This window comes from Streptomyces zingiberis (assembly GCF_012034935.1).
GTDB lineage: Bacteria > Actinomycetota > Actinomycetes > Streptomycetales > Streptomycetaceae > Streptomyces > Streptomyces zingiberis.
In genome coordinates this window covers 1-16400 of the sequence record NZ_JAATEN010000030.1, presented here as the reverse complement: position 1 = coordinate 16400, position 16400 = coordinate 1, and the positions used below count along the sequence as shown (strand labels likewise).

Below are 16400 nucleotides of genomic sequence, written 5' to 3'. Positions count from 1 at the left end.
CCTCCGTGAGCAGCAGCCCCACCCACGCCGCGATCCGCTACACCGCGTACCGCTTCGGCCTGTTCCTCGCCTGTTTCCTGCTGGCCTGGGGCCTCAGTTTCCTGGGCTGGGTGCCCGCCGGGCTCGGGGACTCGCACTTCCTGTGGGTGGTCATCCTCGGGCTGGTCCTCTCCGCCCCGCTGAGCTGGGTGCTGCTGCGCAAGCAGCGGGAGGCGATGTCCGAGCAGGTCGCCGGCGGCGTGGACCGCGCCCGGCAGCGGCTCGCCGACAACCGCGGCCGGGAGGACGAGGCCGACGACACCGCCCGCGCCCAGGGCTGAGCCGCGGTGCACCCGGCGCTCCGGGGAGGCGCGCCCGAGGCGGGCCGAGGCGCCCCCGGAGGCGTGCCGGGAGCGGAGGCATCACCACCCACCGTGGCTCATTTCCTCGCCTGAGGCCGGCGACGGTGACGTGCCCGCCCCTCCGATCGCAAGGGCGGCCGCCCGTCCGCCTTGGAACAGAAGCAAGATCGCGTAGTTTGCTTGGGTTTTCAAGGAGTGCGGTGGTAGCGTGTCCGCCATGACGAATCCAGCGCGCCACCTCGCACCGGGCATCCCGCTCGTGGCACGCCTGGACGTCGACCTCTGCCGCCGTATCTCGGCGGCCTGTCGCCGCTGACGCGACCGGGCAGCCGGCCGGCCTCCCACCCCGACCGGGGGCGTGAGGCGCGCAGGCCCCTCCCGCTCCGGGCCGTCCGGCACACGTGTGCCCCGGTTCCGCTCCGGTGAGGCCACGTCCGCTGCCCCCGGAGAGCCCGACGCCTTGTGCGGGATCCGGTCCGGTGCCGTTCCCCTGAGCGGTGAGCCCTCACGGCCGTGCCGTTCGCGCGGCGGGTCCGGGTGCCTGGTTCCCCGTGTGCCGTGGTCTTGCCGTGGGCACTTCTCCCGCTGTCCCCTTGGTGCCGTCCCCCTCCTTCTCCCCCTTCTCTTTCTCCCCTTTCTCACCGACGGAGTGTGTCCGTGTCCTCGTCGTCCTCCTCGCCATCCTCGCCATCCTCATCGTCCCCGGCGGCCCCGTCGGCCACGTCCCCGGACGGGCCCGGCGCCACCGCCGGCAGCGGCCCGGCGACCCGGTGGCCGAAGGTGCCCCGGGTGCCCTTCTGGGCACAGATCCTGCTGGGCCTGGTCCTCGGCGTCCTGCTCGGCTGGGCCGCCCGCACCTGGGACGTGGCCTGGCTGGCCACCACCCTGGAGCGGGTGGGCGGCCTCTTCGTGCAGCTGCTGAAGCTGGCGGTGGGCCCCCTGGTCTTCTTCGCGATCCTGGTGTCGATCACCAATCTGCGGAAGGTCAACAACGCGGCCCGGCTGGCCTCCCGGACCCTGCTCTGGTTCATGGCGACCTCGCTGATAGCCGTCGCCGTCGGCCTGGGCATCGGCCTGCTCACCAACCCCGGCGCCGGTACGGGGCTCAGCCCCGAGGACGGCGCCCGTCCCGAGTCGGCCGGCTCCTGGCTGGACTTCCTGACCGGCCTGATCCCCACGGACGTCATCACGCCCTTCACCGAGCTGAAGGTGCTCCAGATCGTCTTCATGGCCGCCGTCGCCGGCATCGCCGCACTGAAGATCGGTGAGCGGGCCCGCCCGGTGCTGGAGTTCAGCGAGTCGGTGCTGGCCGTGCTCCAGAAGGCGCTGTGGTGGGTCATCCGGCTCGCCCCGCTCGGCACCCTGGGCCTCATCGGCAACGCCATCGCCACCTACGGCTGGGAACTGCTCGGCCGGTACGCCACCTTCACCATCGACGTCTACGTCGGCTGCCTCCTGGTGATGTTCGGCGTCTACCCGCTGCTGCTGGCGGTCCTCGGCAAGGTCAGCCCGGTGCAGTTCTTCCGCGGCGCCTGGCCCGCGATCCAGCTCGCCTTCGTCTCCCGCTCCTCGGTCGGGACGATGCCGCTGACCCAGCGGGTCACCGAGCGGCTGGGCGTGCCCAAGGAGTACACCTCCTTCGCGGTGCCCTTCGGTGCCACGACGAAGATGGACGGCTGCGCGGCGATCTACCCGGCGCTCGCCGCGATCTTCATCGCCGAGATCTTCGGCGTGCAGCTCGGGATCGGCGACTACCTGCTGATCGTCTTCGTCTCCGTCATCGGTTCGGCGGCCACCGCCGGACTCACCGGTGCCACCGTGATGCTGACCCTCACCCTCTCCACGCTGGGCCTGCCGCTGGAGGGCGTCGGTCTGCTCCTCGCCATCGACCCCGTGCTGGACATGATCCGGACGGCGACCAACGTGGCCGGCCAGTCGGCCGTGCCCGTCCTCGTCGCCGCCCGGGAGGGCATCCTCGACCGCGAGGCGTACGACACCGCCACCTCCTCGCCCCTGGACGCGGCGGACGAGCCCGGCACCGCCGCCGACGGCTCCGGCGCGGAGCGGGAGCCCGGCCGCGAGCCCGTGGGCGCCGCCCCGGCGCGCGCGTAACCCCGCGCGGGGTACCGGCGCCGGGCCACCGGCCGGTACCCCGGCGCGCGTGACGCGCGGGCGGCTCGCCGGGCGGGCCCACCCGGTGCGTTCGGCGCCGCGCCGGACAGCGGCCCGGTGCCGTACCCCGCACACCGGGGGGCGGCGCCGGGCCGCCGCCGTGTCCGGGCCGGCGCGGGCCCATGTCCGGGCCGTGCGCGGGCCCGGAGCGGGCGGGCAGCCGATGGCGCGAGAGCGCTTTCCGGGCGGGCGCCGGGCGGAACGCGGGCCCTGGGCGCGGTGGGCGCCGGGCGGTACGGTGCCCGCCATGGCAGCGACGCTCCACCTCACCTGTGGTCTCCCGTGCGCCGGCAAGACGACGCTCGCCAGGGAACTGGAACGGCGCCACCGCGCCCTCCGCCTCACCAGCGACGAGTGGATCCGCCGGCTGTGGCCGGACGGCTCCGACGCGGAGTTCGACGCCGCCCGCCTCCCGGTGGAAGGGGTGCAGTGGGACGTCGCGCTGCGGACGCTGGAACTCGGCTGTGACGTGGTCCTGGACTGGGGTGTGTGGACCCGGGCCGAGCGCACCCGCTGCCGGGAGGGGGCACGGCGCGTGGGCGCCCGCGTGGAGCTGCACTTCCTCGACCTGCCGGTGGACGAGCTGTGGCTCCGGCTGCGGCGCCGGAACACCGAGGCTCCGCCGGGGACGTTCCGCTTCGGCCGGGACCTCCTCGACCGCTATGCCCTGCGGTTCGAGCGTCCCAGCCCCGGCGAGCTGGCCTCCTTCGATCCGCCGCGGGAGGACCGCCCGGCCGCCCGGGGGTGACGGGCCGCCGGGGCGCAGGACTCCTCCCGTCCCGTGGCATTACCGTTCGGCATATGCGCGCGAAGGGGTGCACGTAAGCTGACCTGGGCGGCAGGCGGTGCGGAGGGCGGACACGTGGCGGGGAGCAGAGGCAAGCGGATGCCGCGCGCGGTGCGCGAGCAGCAGATGCTCGACGCGGCCGTGGCGATCTTCGCCCGGCGCGGCTACCGGGCCGCGTCCATGGACGAGATCGCCGAACTGGCGGGTGTCTCCAAGCCGCTGGTCTATCTGTATCTGAACTCCAAGGAAGACCTCTTCACCGCCTGCATCCGGCGGGAGGCCGAGGCGCTGGTCGCCGCGGTGCGGGCGGCCGTCGAACCGCGCGACGCCCCCGCCGACCAGCAGCTCTGGAGCGGACTGCGCGGATTCTTCGCCCACACCGCCGAGCGGCCGGACGGCTGGGCCGTCCTCCACAACCAGTCCCGCAGCCAGGGTGAGCCCTTCCTGGGGGAGTTCACCGCGATGCGCGAGGAACTCGTCACCCTGGTGTCACAGTTGATCGCCGCGGCGGCGCGCGAGGAGGAGTGCGTCCCGGACCTCGCGGAGCGCGAGGTGGCCGGGCTGGCCCAGGCCCTCGTCGGGGCCGCCGAGTCGCTGGCGGCCTGGGCCAACGGGCCCGCCGGGGACGGACCGGCGGGCGCGGGCGGCGCCGGTGCTGAGGGCGGTGCCGGTGCAGAGGGCGGTGCCGGCCGTGCGGGCGGTGCGGCGGGTGACGGGCGTCCGCCGGCCAAGGAGACCGCCGCGCTGCTGATGAACTTCGCCTGGGCGGGGCTCGGCAACCTCATGGAGGGCCGCCCCTGGCACCCGCGCACGGGATCGGCCACCCGGCGGGGCTGACGGCGCCGGCCACGACGCGGGGCCGGGGCTCCGGCCCCGCTCCCGCCTGATTCCCGCCTGACCCCCGCCCCGCCATGGCGCGGGGGAGGACGACGCGGGCCCGGCGCCCGCCGGCCCCGCCCGTCGTGCCCGCCCCGCCCCGCCGGCCCCGCGCCGGCCGGGAACCGGGGCCGGGAGCCCAGGTGCCACGGCCGCGCCCGGCGCCGGACGGGGACTCCCGGGCGCCGGGCCGGGTCAGGGACCTTGCCCGCGTCAGGGCCCTGCCCGGGGCCCCGGCCGGGGGCCCCGGATGCACGGCCGGCTCCGGGACCCCGGAGTTCCACGGCCACGGAGTTCCACGGCCACGGAACTCCACGGCCACGGAGCTCTCCACGACCCCTGTGCCGGGGCCCGTGCTCAGGGCCCCGGTGTCACTTCTTCGGGAGCCACTTCTCCCAGGTGGACTTGTTGTCCTTGATCCACGCGGCGGCGGCGTCCTCCGGCTTCATCTTCTTGCCGGCGATCATCTGGGCCACCTCGTTCTGGTCGTCGGTGGTCCACTCGAAGTTCTTCAGGAACTCGGCCGCCTCGCCGCCGTTCTCCGCGAAGTCGGCGTTCATGAACTTCTTCAGCATCAGGGTGTCGTAACCGCACGTCGCCTTCTCGACGGGCTCCAGGCACCCCTCCTTGTACGGCGGGAGCTTCACCTCGACCATCTCGATCTCGGCGTTCATCCACTGCGGCTCCCACCAGTAGCCGATGAACGGCTTCTTGGCGTCGTACAGCCGCTTGATCTCCTTGAGCTCGGCGGCCTCGCTGCCGGTGGGGACGATCTTGAAGTTGAGGTCGTGGTTCTTGATCAGGTGCTCGTCGTGCGTGGTGTACGAGGGGGCGGCGCCGAGGAACTGGCCCTTGTCACCGGACTCGGAGGTCTGGAAGTCCTTCCAGTACTTGTTGAGGTTCTTGTAATCGGTGACGTCCGGGTGCTTGTCCGCGTAGTACTTCGGGACGAACCAGCCGATGTGGCCCTCGACGCCGAGATCGCCGCCGTCGACGACCGTCTTCTTCTTGTCGACGTACAGGTGCTCCTTCTCCTTGACGCCGCCCCAGTCCTCCATGAGGGCCTGGGCCTTGCCACTGTGCAGCGCGTCGAAGGCGGCCGGCTCGTCGAGCTGCGTGACGTTCACGTCCACGTCCAGCTCGTCCTCCAGCAACTTCGCCGCGACGGCGACGTTGGCCTGCGCGCCGACCCAGGAGGGCTGGGCCAGGGTGACCTTGTCGCCGCCGGCCGCGGTGTCCGTCTCGGCGGCACAGCCGCTCATGGCGAGCACGCCGGCCACACCGGTGGCCGCGATCAGGGTGGTGCGTATCCGCTTGTTCTTGCTCATCGGAGAGATGCCTCTTCTTCTCTTGTGCGTGCTGTTCCGGTCATGGTGGTCGGTGGTCATGGGCCGCCCCGGTGGGGATCGCCGCGGGGAGACCCGGGGGAGACCGCGCGGAGCCCGGGGGCACCGGCGGGACGCGGCGCGGGTTCAGTGCCCCCGGGCCGCCGCCCGGTTCATGGGCTGGGTGACGCGGTCCAGCAGGATGCCGAGGCAGACGATGGCCAGGCCGGCCGGCAGCCCGCGTCCCAGGTCGCCCTTGGCGAGGCCGGTGACGACGTCGATGCCCAGGGCGCCGCCGCCGACCATGCCGCCGATGACGACCATGGAGAGCACCAGGACGACACCCTGGTTCGTGGCGACCAGCAGCGCCCTGCGGGCCAGCGGCAACTGCACCTGGAGGAGCTGCTGCCGGCCGGTCGCGCCGAGTGAGCGGGCGGCCTCCATCGCGACCGGGTCGACGGAGCGGAGGCCCTGGGCGGTGATACGGACCACGGCGGGCAGCGCGTAGATCACGGCCGCCGCGATACCGGGCGCGCGGCCCAGGCCGAACGCCGCGATCACCGGGATCAGATAGACGAACTGCGGCATCGTCTGCATGGTGTCGAGCACCGGCCGCAGCAGCCGCTCCACCCGCCCCACGCGGGCCGTGAGCACGCCCAGGACGAAGCCGAGCAGCAGCGTCAGCGCCAGCCCGGCGAGCACCTGGGAAAGGGTGTCGAGCGAACGGCCCCACAGGCCCATCACGCCGATCAGGACGAGCGAGACGGCCCCGGCGAGCGCGGCCCGCCAGCGGCCGACGAACCAGGCGAGGGTGACGGCGAGCAGCAGCACCGCCCACCACGGCGTCGCGAGCAGCGCGGTCCGCAGCGGGTTCAGCAGATGGGTGGTGAAGCCGTCGGCCCAGGTGAGGGTGCCGCCGAGCAGCGGTATCCCGGAACCCACGTGGTCGAGGAACCAGTCGACGGCGGTGTTCACCGGCTCCGCGATGTCGATCGTCCACGCGCCGGGCCACTCCCGGTCCCAGATCCGGCCGCCGACGGCCGCGAGCACGGCGGTGAGCACGGCGATGCCGGCCCACAGCGGCCCGCCGCGCAGCCGGTCCAGCGGGCTCGGGTCCGCCGGGGCGTGCGCGTCGAGCCGTTCCCCGGCGGCGGCGGTCGTCCGGTCCAGCAGGACGGCCAGCAGCACGATGGCGACACCGGCGGCGAGCGCGGCGCCCACGTCGATGGAGCCCAGCGCCTGGTAGATCTCCTCGCCGAGACCGCCGGCCCCGATCAGGGAGGCGAGCACGACCATCGACAGACACATCATGATCGTCTGGTTGAGGCCCAGCATCATCTCCTTGCGCGCCAGCGGCAGCCGCGCGGTGCGCAGCCGCTGCCAGGAACTCGCGCCGAGCGAGGCGGAGGCCTCCATCGCCACCGGGTCGGCGCCGCGCAGACCCAGGGAGGTGAGCCGCGCCATCGGCGGGGCGGCGTAGATGACGGTGGCCACGGCCGCCGACGGGATGCCGATGCCGAAGATCAGCAGGAAGGGGATGAGGTAGGCGAACGCCGGCATCACCTGCATGGCGTCGAACACCGGGCGCAGCAGGCGCTCGCAGCGGTCGGAGAGGCCGGCGGCCAGCCCCAGCAGCAGACCGAGGACGGCGGCGGCGAAGACGGAGACCGTCATCAGGGCCAGCGTCTGCATGGTGCGGTCCCACATGTCCAGCAGGCCGACCACGGCGAACACGCCGAGCGCGGTCCCGGCCGTGCGGAGCGCCCGGCGGCCGAGGCCGGCGCCGCCCGCCGCCCAGGCGACGAGGGTGCCGACGACGGTGACGCCGATCCAGCCGAGCGCCTCGAACAGCCCTTCCATCAGGTCCACGGCGGAGGTGGCGGTGTTGCTGATGTGCAGCAGGAAGTAGAGGAACAGCCAGTGCGAGTTCCGGTTGTCGACGAGCCAGTCGTCGATCTCGTTCAGCGGCCCTTCGAGGTCCACCGTCCAGCCCTGCGGCCAGCCGACGTCACCGACGAGCAGCGCGCCCGTGACGGCCACCAGCACGGCCGCGAGCAGGGCGGAGAGCCGGGGGTTGCCGAGCAGGCGGGCCAGCGGGCCCGGCGGGCTGCCGTTCTCGTTCTTGCCGTCCGGTTGCCTCGGCGGGGGAGCGGTGGTGGCAGGTTCCCCGCTGCCCCTCCGCCCGGTTCCGCCCGTCGCACCGGGGTTCTCGCGTTCGCTCCGCTCGTCGACGGTCGAGGTGCTCATACGCCCGCCACCTCCCGGGCCCCGTCACGGCCCTCCCCGGGGCCGTCGAGGCGGGCCACCACGGAGAGCAGTTCCTGGTAGCCGACGACGCCGAGCAGCTCGGCGCCGTCCATGACGCGGACCGGCTCCCCGGTGCGCGCGACCGCGTCGATGGCCTCGGTGAGCACCGCGTCGGGCGCGACGGACGTACCCGTGCCGGCCTCGTCGCCGCGCGCGGGCCGCATCGCGCGGCGGACGGTGACGACCTGCTCGCGCGGCACGTCCCGGACGAAGTCCCGGACGTAGTCGTCGGCGGGGGTCGAGACGATCTCCTCGGGGGTGCCGAGCTGCACGATCTCGCCGTCCCGCATCAGTGCGATGCGGTCGCCGAGGCGCAGCGCCTCGGAGAGGTCGTGGGTGATGAAGACCATGGTCCGGCCCTCCTCGCGGTGGAGCCGGACGACCTCCTCCTGCATGTCGCGGCGGATCAGCGGGTCGAGGGCGCTGAACGGCTCGTCGAAGAGGAGCACCTCGGGGTCGACGGCGAGGGCGCGGGCCAGGCCGACGCGCTGCTGCTGGCCGCCGGAGAGCTGGACGGGGCGGCGCTCGCCCAGCCCGTCCAGGCCCACCTTGGAGACCATCTCGGCGGCCCTGGCCCGGCGCTCGGCCCGGCCCATGCCCTGGATCTCCAGGCCGTAGGCGACGTTGTCGAGGACGGTGCGGTGCGGGAGGAGGCCGAAGTTCTGGAAGACCATCGCCGCCCGGTGCCGGCGCAGCTCCCGCAGGCGGGCCCGGTCCATGGCGCGGACGTCCTCGCCGTCCATGACGAGTTCCCCCGCGGTGGGCTCGATCAGCCGGGTCAGGCAGCGCACCAGGGTGGACTTGCCGGACCCGGAGAGGCCCATGACGACGAAGACCTCGCCCTGGTGGACGTCGAAGGAGACGTCCCGGACGGCGGCGGTGCAGCCGGTGCGGGCGCGCAGCTCGTCGGCGTCCAGGCCGGTCAGCGACGGGTCGCCGGGGACCTTCGCCGCCTTGGGGCCGAAGACCTTCCACAGGTTGCGGACGGAGAACACCGGTCCGGTCCGGGCCGCGGCCTCGTCGGTGGCCGTGGCCTCAGCGGTTGTGGACATCACACAACACCTCCCGGTGTGTTGGTCGTGTCGGTCGTGCCGGTCGTGCCGGTCGTGCGGGTCGTGCGGGTGGTGCGGGTGATGCGGGGGCGGTGCGCCGGCCCGCGGTGGGGGTCACGCCGTCCGGAGCGGCCCGGCCGGCCGGGCCGCGGGTCATCCGTCGCCACCGTCGCCGCCCCGCTCGCCGTGGCCGTGGCGGATCAGGTCGGCGGCCTTCTCGCCGACCATCAGGACGCCGATCATCGGGTTGACCGCGGGGATCGTCGGGAAGACCGAGGCGTCGGCGACCCGGACGCCGCGCAGTCCGCGGACGCGCAGCTCGGGGTCGACGACGGCGAGCGCGTCGTCGGCGGCGCCCATCCGGCAGGTGCCGGCGGGGTGGTAGACGGTGTGCGCGACCTTCCGCGCGTACCGGCTGAGCTCCTCGTCCGAGGTGATCTCCGGGCCGGGGCACACCTCCCGCTTCAGCCAGCCGGCCAGCGGCGCGGTCCGGGCCACCTCGCGGGCCAGCTTGATGCCGTCCACGAGGGTGCGGGCGTCGTGGTCGTCCTCGTCGGTGAAGTAGCGGAAGTCCAGGGCCGGCTTGACGGCCGGGTCGGCGGAGGTGAGGAAGAGCCGGCCCCGGCTGCGCGGCTTGGGGATGTTGGGGGTCATCGACACGCCGTGCGCGGGCTTCTCGTAGCCCAGCCGCTCGGGGTTGTCGGTGAACGGGATCTGGTAGAAGTGGAACATCAGGTCGGGCCCGGGCGACGCGGGGTCGCGGCGGACGAAGAGGCCCGCGTCCGAGTCCATCGCCGAGTTCTCCGGGATGGGCCCGTCCGTCTCCCAGACGATCACCGACTCGGGGTGGTCCAGCAGGTTCTCGCCGACGCCCGGCAGGTCGTGCCGGACCTCGATGCCCAGCGCGGCCAGATCCTCCGCCGGGCCGATGCCGGAGTGCAGCAGCAGCCGCGGGGTGTCGACGGCCCCGGCGCAGACCAGCACCTCGCGGGAGGCGCGCACCAGCCGCTCGGTGCCGTCCGCGGCGCGGACACGCACCCCGGTGACCCGGTCGCCGTCCAGCTCCAGCCGGTACGCCCAGGTCTCCAGGTAGATCTCCAGGTTCGGCCGGTCACCGGCCTCGATGTGCGGGTGGAGATAGGCGACGGAGGCGGAGGAGCGCTTGTTGGTCTCCGGGTGGTAGGCGAGGTCGAAGAACCCGGCGCCCTCGTGGAACGGCTTGTCGTTGAAGCCCTCGACGCGCGGTACCCCCAGCGCGGCGGTCGCGGCCTCGACGAAGTCCCGCGCGATGGCGTTACGGTCCTCCTCGCCGACGGGGACGATGTTGTTCTTCAGCTTCCCGAAGTACGGGTCCATCGCACCCGCGTTCCAGCCGGCGGCCCCGGCCCGCTCCCACTCGTCCCAGTCGGAGGGAAGCGGCTTGAAGGAGATCAGCGTGTTGTGCGAGGAACAGCCGCCGAGCACCCGGGCCCGGCTGTGCCGGATGTGGGAGTTCCCGCGTGGCTGCTCGGTGGTGGGGTAGTCGTAGTCGAGTTCGCCGCCGAGCAGGCCGAGCCAGCGGCGCAGCGTGAGCACCTCGGGCCGGTCGATGTCCGAGGGGCCGCCCTCGATCACCGCGACCCGCACCTCCGGGTCCTCGGTGAGCCGGGAGGCGATGACCGAGCCGGCCGTGCCGCCGCCGACCACCACGTAGTCGAAGACCGGATCACCGGTGGGTTCCTGGCTGGGGTCATGGGTGGGCATAGGGGGTTCTGCTCCTTGGTGGTTCCTGGGACCGGTGAACCGGCCGGCGGGAAAGGGCGAAGGAAGAAGAAGACCGCCGGACGGCCCGGGCAGGGGTGAGTAGGGAGAGGGGGGGCGGCGCGGGCGACGCCGTTGTCGGCCCGCGGTCCTCAGCCCCGTGGGGTCAGCCCGCGAACCAGCGCACCGGCTCCGGCCGCAGGTTCTCGTACACGTGCTTGGTCTCCTGGTACTCGGCGAGACCGTGCGGGCCGAGTTCGCGGCCCGTTCCGGAGCGGCCGAAGCCGCCCCACTCCGCCTGGGGGAGGTAGGGGTGGTAGTCGTTGATCCAGACCGTGCCGTGGCGCAGCCGGGAGGCGACCCGGCGGGCGCGGGCGGTGTCGGCGGAGAAGACGCCGCCGGCCAGGCCGTACTCGGTGTCGTTGGCCAGCGCCACGGCCGCGTCCTCGTCCCCGTCGGGGAAGGTCTCGACGGTGAGCAGCGGGCCGAAGGTCTCCTCGCGGACGACCCGCATGTCCCGGTGGCAGCGGTCCAGCACGGTCGGGGAGTAGAACCAGCCGCCGGCCGGACGGACCGCGGACGGCTCGGGGCGCTCACCGCCGCAGCGCAGTACGGCACCCTCGGCCAGCGCCGAGGCCACGTACGCCTCGACCTTGGCGAGCTGCTCCGCGGAGACCAGCGGGCCGCACTCGACCCCCTTCTCCGTGCCGCGGCCCAGGCGGATCCGCCGGGCCCGGTCCGCCAGCTCCGTGACGAACCGCTCGCGGACGGACTCCTCGACGATCAGCCGGGCGCCGGCGGAGCAGACCTGGCCGCTGTGGATGAAGGCCGCGTTGAGCGCCTGGTCCACCGCGAGGTCGAAGCCCTCCTCGGTGGCGCAGGCGTCGGCGAAGACCACGTTCGGGTTCTTGCCGCCGAGTTCGAGCGCCACCTTCTTCACGGTGACCGCCGCGGCCTGGGCGACCTTGACGCCCGAGAGCAGACCGCCCGTGAAGGACACCAGGTCGACGTCCGGGTGCTCGGAGAGCCGGGCTCCGACGGGGTCGCCCGCGCCGGTCACCAGGTTGGCCACCCCGGCCGGCAGCCCGGCCTCCGCCAGCAGCCCCAGCAGGCGGACGGTGGACATCGGGGTGATCTCGCTGGGCTTGATCACGAAGGTGTTGCCCGCCGCGAGCGCCGGGGCGACCTTCCAGCTCGCCTGGAGCAGGGGGTAGTTCCAGGGCGTGATCATGGCGCAGACGCCGACCGGTTCGTGCACCACGACGCTGTGCACGTCCGGACTGCCCGCGTCGACGACCCGGCCGGTGGTGCCGGTGACGAGGTCGGCGAAGTAGCGGAAGGCGGCGGTGACGTCGTCCACGTCCACCCGCCCCTCCTCCAGGGTCTTGCCGGTGTCGCGGGACTCCAGCAGGGCGATCTCCTCGCGGTCCCGCTGGAGCAGCTCCGCCACCCGGCGGAGCAGCGCCGCCCGCTCGGCCACCGGGGTGCGGGGCCAGGGGCCGGTGTCGAAGGCCCGGCGGGCGGCGGCCACGGCGGCGTCCGCGTCGGCGGCGCCTCCCTCGGCGACCACGGCGAGCACGGTGGCGTCGGCGGGGTCGAGGATGTCCCTCGTCCCGCCGGCCGCGGCGGTACGCCACTCACCGTCGATGTGAATGGTCTCGGTTATGGCGTTATCGGCCACCTTGTGCTCGCCCTCCGTGTGCGCAATATTTCAGCCAGCCGCCGAGGTGGCTGGGCAACTTCAACCCCTGCCCCATTCGGCGCAGGTCATGTCAGGTGACCGGGTGAGAAGTGACCTTCTTCACTTCCTGCCCGAGGTTGCTCTTGGATAAATCGGGAAGGCACGGGCGGCGGGAGGCCTGGTGGGACTGCCCTATCGGGCTTTCACGGGTGGGGAAGGAGTGCCAGAAGTGGCTACTTCTTTTCGGTTTCTTTTCGGTCTCGCGGCGGTCTCATAGCGGCGGGGGAGGAATTCCCCGGCGCGTGAGGGCGGCGCGGAGTGGCCGAAGCGACCGCCGGCCCGGTGGGGAACCCCGGCGGTACGGGACGCGCGGGCACGGATCCGGGCCGGGGCGGGATTCGGGCGGCGCGGGATTCGCGCGGTGCGGGGCTCGGGTGGTGGGGGATTCGGGCGGCGCGGGACGCGGGATTCGGGCGGTGCGGGACGCAACGTTCAGGCGGTGCGGGATTCAGGCGGTGCGGGATTCAGGCGGTGCGGGATTCAGGCGGTGCGGGGCTCAGGCGGCGCGGGATTCAGGCGGCGCCCGCCGGCGGCCCGGCGGGGCCCGGTGGCAGGGGAGCCGTCGCTCAGATGGTGTGTCCGGTGGTGACCTTGCCCGTGAGGTGCAGCCGCTCGCCGTCCCGCCCGCCGCGCAGTTCGAACGCGGAACCGAGCCGGGCGTAGGTGACGGCCGACGGCAGCGGCACCGGCGCCTTGAACTCCGCGCACACGGTGACCTCCTCCGCGCCGGACGCGCCCGTCTCCGCGGCGCAGCGCGCGAAGGTCCACATGCCGTGCGCGATGGCCCGGGGGAAACCCAGGGGGCGGGCCGTCAGGGGGTGGAGGTGGATCGGGTTCCAGTCGCCGGAGACGGCGGCGTGGCGGCGGCCCAGCCCGGCGTCGAGCGGCCACTCGGCGGCCCGGGGCAGGGGATCCGCGGAGGCCGGGGTGGTGCCGGGTGGGGCGGCGGACGGGCCCGGGGCGGAGGTGCGGTGGCGGGCCAGATAGGTGGAGCGGTCCCGCCAGACCGTCTCACCGCCGATCCGGGCCTCGGTGATCACCTCGGCCTCGGTGCCCCGGCGGTGGGGGAGGAGCCGGGGGACGCGCACGCGCAGTTCGGGACGGTCCCGTGGGCCGAGCGGGCGGCGCTGGGTGATCTCGATGCCGGTGTGCACCAGCCCGAGCAGGGGGAGCGGGAAGTCCCGGTCGCCCAGCAACCGCGCGGCGAGCGGGAAGCCGAGGATGTGCGGATAGGTGATCGGCAGCGGGTCCGTCTCCCGGAAGCCGCAGACCCGGGCGTACCGCAGCACGCGGGAGGGCTCGATCCGGGCTTCGGGCAGGACCAGGGCGGTGCCCGGCAGAGGCGCGCCGGCGGCGGGCCGCTTGCCGATGCCGGTCAGCACGCCCCGTCCGAGCGCGTACATGAGGTTCGGGGAGCGCGTGAGGCGGTGCGGGGCCAAGGTGAACTCCGTGGCTCGTGAGGGACTGTGTGCGCGTGCTCGTGGGGGAACGGGACGCGGCGGGTCGCCGGCGGAGGCCGGGAGCGGTCACGCGCCGAGCAGGCTCTGCCCGCACACGCGCACGATCTGCCCGTTCACACCGCCGGAGCCGTCCTGGGCCAGCCAGGCCGTCGTCTCCGCGACGTCCACCGGAAGGCCGCCCTGGGCCAGGGAGTTCATCCGCCGTCCCGCCTCGCGGATGGCGAACGGCACCGCGGCCGTCATCGCCGTCTCGATGAACCCGGGGGCCACGGCGTTGACCGTCACCCCGTACTCCGCGGCGGCGCGAGGCGCCAGGGCGCGGACGAAACCGATGATCCCGGCCTTGCTCGCGGCGTAGTTGGTCTGGCCGGTGTTGCCCGCGATCCCGGCGATGGAGGCGGTGGCGACGATCCGGCCGCCGCGCCGCAGGACGCCGTCCTCCAGGAGCCGGTCCGTCACCCGCAGCACGGAGCTGAGGTTGATGTCGAGGACCTGGTCCCAGCGGCCGGCGGACATGTTGGCCAGCCGGCGGTCCCGGGTGATGCCCGCGTTGTGGACCAGGATGTCGAGGCCGCCGGAGCGGGCGGTCACCGCCGCCGCGATGCGCTCCGCGGCGTCCGGGGCGGTGATGTCCAGCGGCAGCGCGGTGCCGCCGAGCCGGCCGGCCAGCGCCGACGCCTGGGCCTCCGCCGCGGGGACGTCGAGGCAGATCACGTGCGCCCCGTCGCGGGCCAGGGTCTCGGCGACGGAGGCGCCGATGCCGCCCGCCGCTCCGGTGACGAGCGCCGTCCGGCCGGCCAGGGGCCCGGACGGGGACACGGTGGCGGTGGACACGGTGGCGGTGGCGGCGGCATCCGCGTCACCCGTGGCCCTCGCACCGGCGGGGCTCCCGGGGTTCCCGGTGCCGGTGGGGCTCCCGGAGTCCGTGGCCGTGGTGTGGCGGCCCGGTCCGACCGTCACCGTCTGCCCGCTCACATAGGCCGACTTGGGCGAGAGCAGGAACCGCAGGGTGGACTCGGCGGCCCCGGCCGCCTCGGCGAGACCGCCGGGCGCCGGACCCGGGTCCAGACGGAGCAGGTTCACCGTGCGGCCCCCGCCGATCTCCTTGCCGAGGGAACGGACGAAGCCGTCCAGCGCCTGCTGGGCGGCGGCCTGGTGGTGGTCGTCCGGGTCCGGGACGGTGCCGGCGACGATCACCCGGCCGCCGGTGGCCACGGTGCGCACCACGGGGTGCAGCGCGGCGTGGACGGCCCGCAACTCCTCCGGCTCCCGTATCCCCGTGGCGTCCACGACGACGGCGGCATACGCGACGGACACGGCGGGCGCCGTCGCCGCGGGGGCCGCCGAGCCGGGCGGAGGTGTGGCTTCCGCGCCGGTGCCTGACGCAGGCGCCCCGTGGGACACGGCCGTCACGCGCGCCGTCCCGCCGGCCTCCGCCGCGGCCCCCGCCGGCGCCCCGGGCGGAGGCGCCGCGCCCGCCGTCCCGGGGCCGGTCCGCGGTTCGAGCCCGGTGCGGGCGAGGACGGCGGCGAGGCCGGGGCAGGGGGCGGCCGCCGTCAGACGGAGCAACGGGCCGTCCAGCTCCGGGTGGACCGGCGACCAGCGGCGCAGGGGCTCCGGGCGGGGCAGGCCGAGCCGCCGGGTGAGGAAGCGGCCGGGAGCGGTCCGGGTGAAACGCAGGTAGCGATCGGCCGTGGAGACCATGGGATTGGCCAACTCCTCACCGTGGCGTAAATTTACTTCGAAGTAAGGTTACTCTCGGGTCAGGAGCTGGTCGAGATGGGCACCCGCAACCCCCGCAACCTGCTGCTCGCCACCGTGCTCCTCGCCGGCGAGGACTGGGCGGCCGAGCGCGGGCCGCACCCGCTGGCCTATCTGACGGCGCACGAGACGGGCGCGGTGGATTACCTGGGCGGCCCGGACGACGAGGAGGGGCTGCTGATGGCCCCCGCCCACGCCGTGCCGCGCATGCTGGACCGGGCCGGTCCGGGGCTGGACGACTTCGACCTGCTGGAGATCCACGAGGCGTTCGCCTCCCAGGTGCCGGCCACCCTCGCCGCGTGGCGGAAACAGGGGCTGCCCGAGGTGGACCCGGAGCGCGTCAACGTCGCCGGCTCCTCGCTCGCCACCGGTCATCCCTTCGCCGCCACCGGAGCCCGGATCGTCGCCACGCCCGCCGCCCTGCTCGCCGAGCGGGACGCCCCCGGCCCGCGGTCTCATCTCCGTCTGCGCCGCGGGCGGGCAGGGGGTGACGGCGATCCTCGAACGCCCCTGAACCGGCGGGCACCCGCCACCACCCGCTCCTCACCCCCTCCCGGACGAACGTCCGCCGCCCGCCGGCGGTAACCTGCGCGACTCACCGGTTCACCAGGCCGGCAGCACACCCCTGCGGCGAGTGGCACCGCGAGCGTCCCGGAACCCCACCCATGTTCCCGGGCGCGGCAGTTGAGAGCCGCCGGCCGCCGGCACGAGAGCGGCGGCCCGCGGGCCGGCGGTTCGCGGGCGCGCCCCCCCCCCCCCCCCCCCCCCCCCCACCCCCCCCCCCCCCCCCCGCCGGCCGCCCGGGGCCGCGCGGCCCCCTCGCGCGGGCCCCGGGCGC

11 protein-coding genes and 1 pseudogene are annotated in these 16400 nt (G+C 74.3%); 5 read left to right on the top strand and 7 right to left on the bottom strand.

Annotated elements, in window-relative coordinates; translation table 11 throughout:
• The first annotated feature begins 5 nt into the window (after positions 1-5).
• From HCK00_RS28045 to HCK00_RS25385, 4 genes are all read left to right on the top strand, one after another.
• Positions 6-320, top strand: coding sequence for a DUF4229 domain-containing protein (locus tag HCK00_RS28045; RefSeq protein ID WP_168104384.1), 315 nt, complete (start codon positions 6-8; stop codon positions 318-320).
• A 678-nt stretch (positions 321-998) separates the two neighbouring features.
• Positions 999-2453 carry a dicarboxylate/amino acid:cation symporter gene (locus HCK00_RS25395; protein ID WP_168104383.1) on the top strand — a complete coding sequence of 485 codons (1455 nt, stop codon included), beginning with the start codon at positions 999-1001 and terminating at the stop codon, positions 2451-2453.
• 307 nt (positions 2454-2760) lie between these two features.
• The gene (locus tag HCK00_RS25390) at positions 2761-3261 is read left to right on the top strand and encodes a P-loop nucleotide/nucleoside kinase family protein (protein ID WP_168104382.1); all 501 of its coding nucleotides are present in this window, start codon (positions 2761-2763) and stop codon (positions 3259-3261) included.
• A gap of 114 nt (positions 3262-3375) precedes the next feature.
• Positions 3376-4137 (top strand): TetR/AcrR family transcriptional regulator, encoded by a 762-nt coding sequence (locus HCK00_RS25385; protein WP_375782010.1) that lies wholly within the window; start codon positions 3376-3378, stop codon positions 4135-4137.
• A 410-nt stretch (positions 4138-4547) separates the two neighbouring features.
• Here the strand turns inward: HCK00_RS25385 and HCK00_RS25380 are convergent, their stop codons facing one another.
• The 7 genes from HCK00_RS25380 to HCK00_RS25350 all read right to left on the bottom strand — a co-directional run bounded on the left by HCK00_RS25380 (position 4548) and on the right by HCK00_RS25350 (position 15505).
• Positions 4548-5504 carry an ABC transporter substrate-binding protein gene (locus tag HCK00_RS25380; RefSeq protein WP_168104381.1) on the bottom strand — a complete coding sequence of 319 codons (957 nt, stop codon included), beginning with the start codon at positions 5502-5504 and terminating at the stop codon, positions 4548-4550.
• 144 nt (positions 5505-5648) lie between these two features.
• Positions 5649-7748: an ABC transporter permease gene (locus HCK00_RS25375; RefSeq protein WP_168104380.1), complete on the bottom strand. Its 2100-nt coding sequence runs from the start codon at positions 7746-7748 to the stop codon at positions 5649-5651.
• A complete protein-coding gene (locus HCK00_RS25370; protein WP_168104379.1) occupies positions 7745-8860 on the bottom strand; it encodes a quaternary amine ABC transporter ATP-binding protein in 1116 nt (371 codons plus the stop codon). Before HCK00_RS25370 ends, HCK00_RS25375 begins: the two co-directional genes overlap by 4 nt.
• 153 nt (positions 8861-9013) lie before the next feature.
• Entirely contained in the window at positions 9014-10603 is a 1590-nt protein-coding gene (locus HCK00_RS25365; protein WP_168104378.1) for a GMC family oxidoreductase, read from the bottom strand.
• Between the two features lie 163 nt (positions 10604-10766).
• A complete protein-coding gene (locus HCK00_RS25360) occupies positions 10767-12281 on the bottom strand; it encodes an aldehyde dehydrogenase family protein (RefSeq protein WP_168104377.1) in 1515 nt (504 codons plus the stop codon).
• Positions 12282-12907: 626 nt separating this feature from the next.
• Positions 12908-13744, bottom strand: a complete 837-nt coding sequence (locus tag HCK00_RS25355) for a MaoC family dehydratase (RefSeq protein WP_168104415.1) — start codon at positions 13742-13744, stop codon at positions 12908-12910.
• A gap of 123 nt (positions 13745-13867) precedes the next feature.
• Positions 13868-15505, bottom strand: coding sequence for a 3-oxoacyl-ACP reductase (locus HCK00_RS25350; RefSeq protein ID WP_168104414.1), 1638 nt, complete (start codon positions 15503-15505; stop codon positions 13868-13870).
• Positions 15506-15610: 105 nt separating this feature from the next.
• Here HCK00_RS25350 and HCK00_RS25345 point away from each other — a divergent pair.
• Positions 15611-16076 (top strand): annotated as a pseudogene (locus HCK00_RS25345) (acetyl-CoA C-acetyltransferase); the annotation flags it as partial.
• Positions 16077-16400 lie beyond the last annotated feature (324 nt).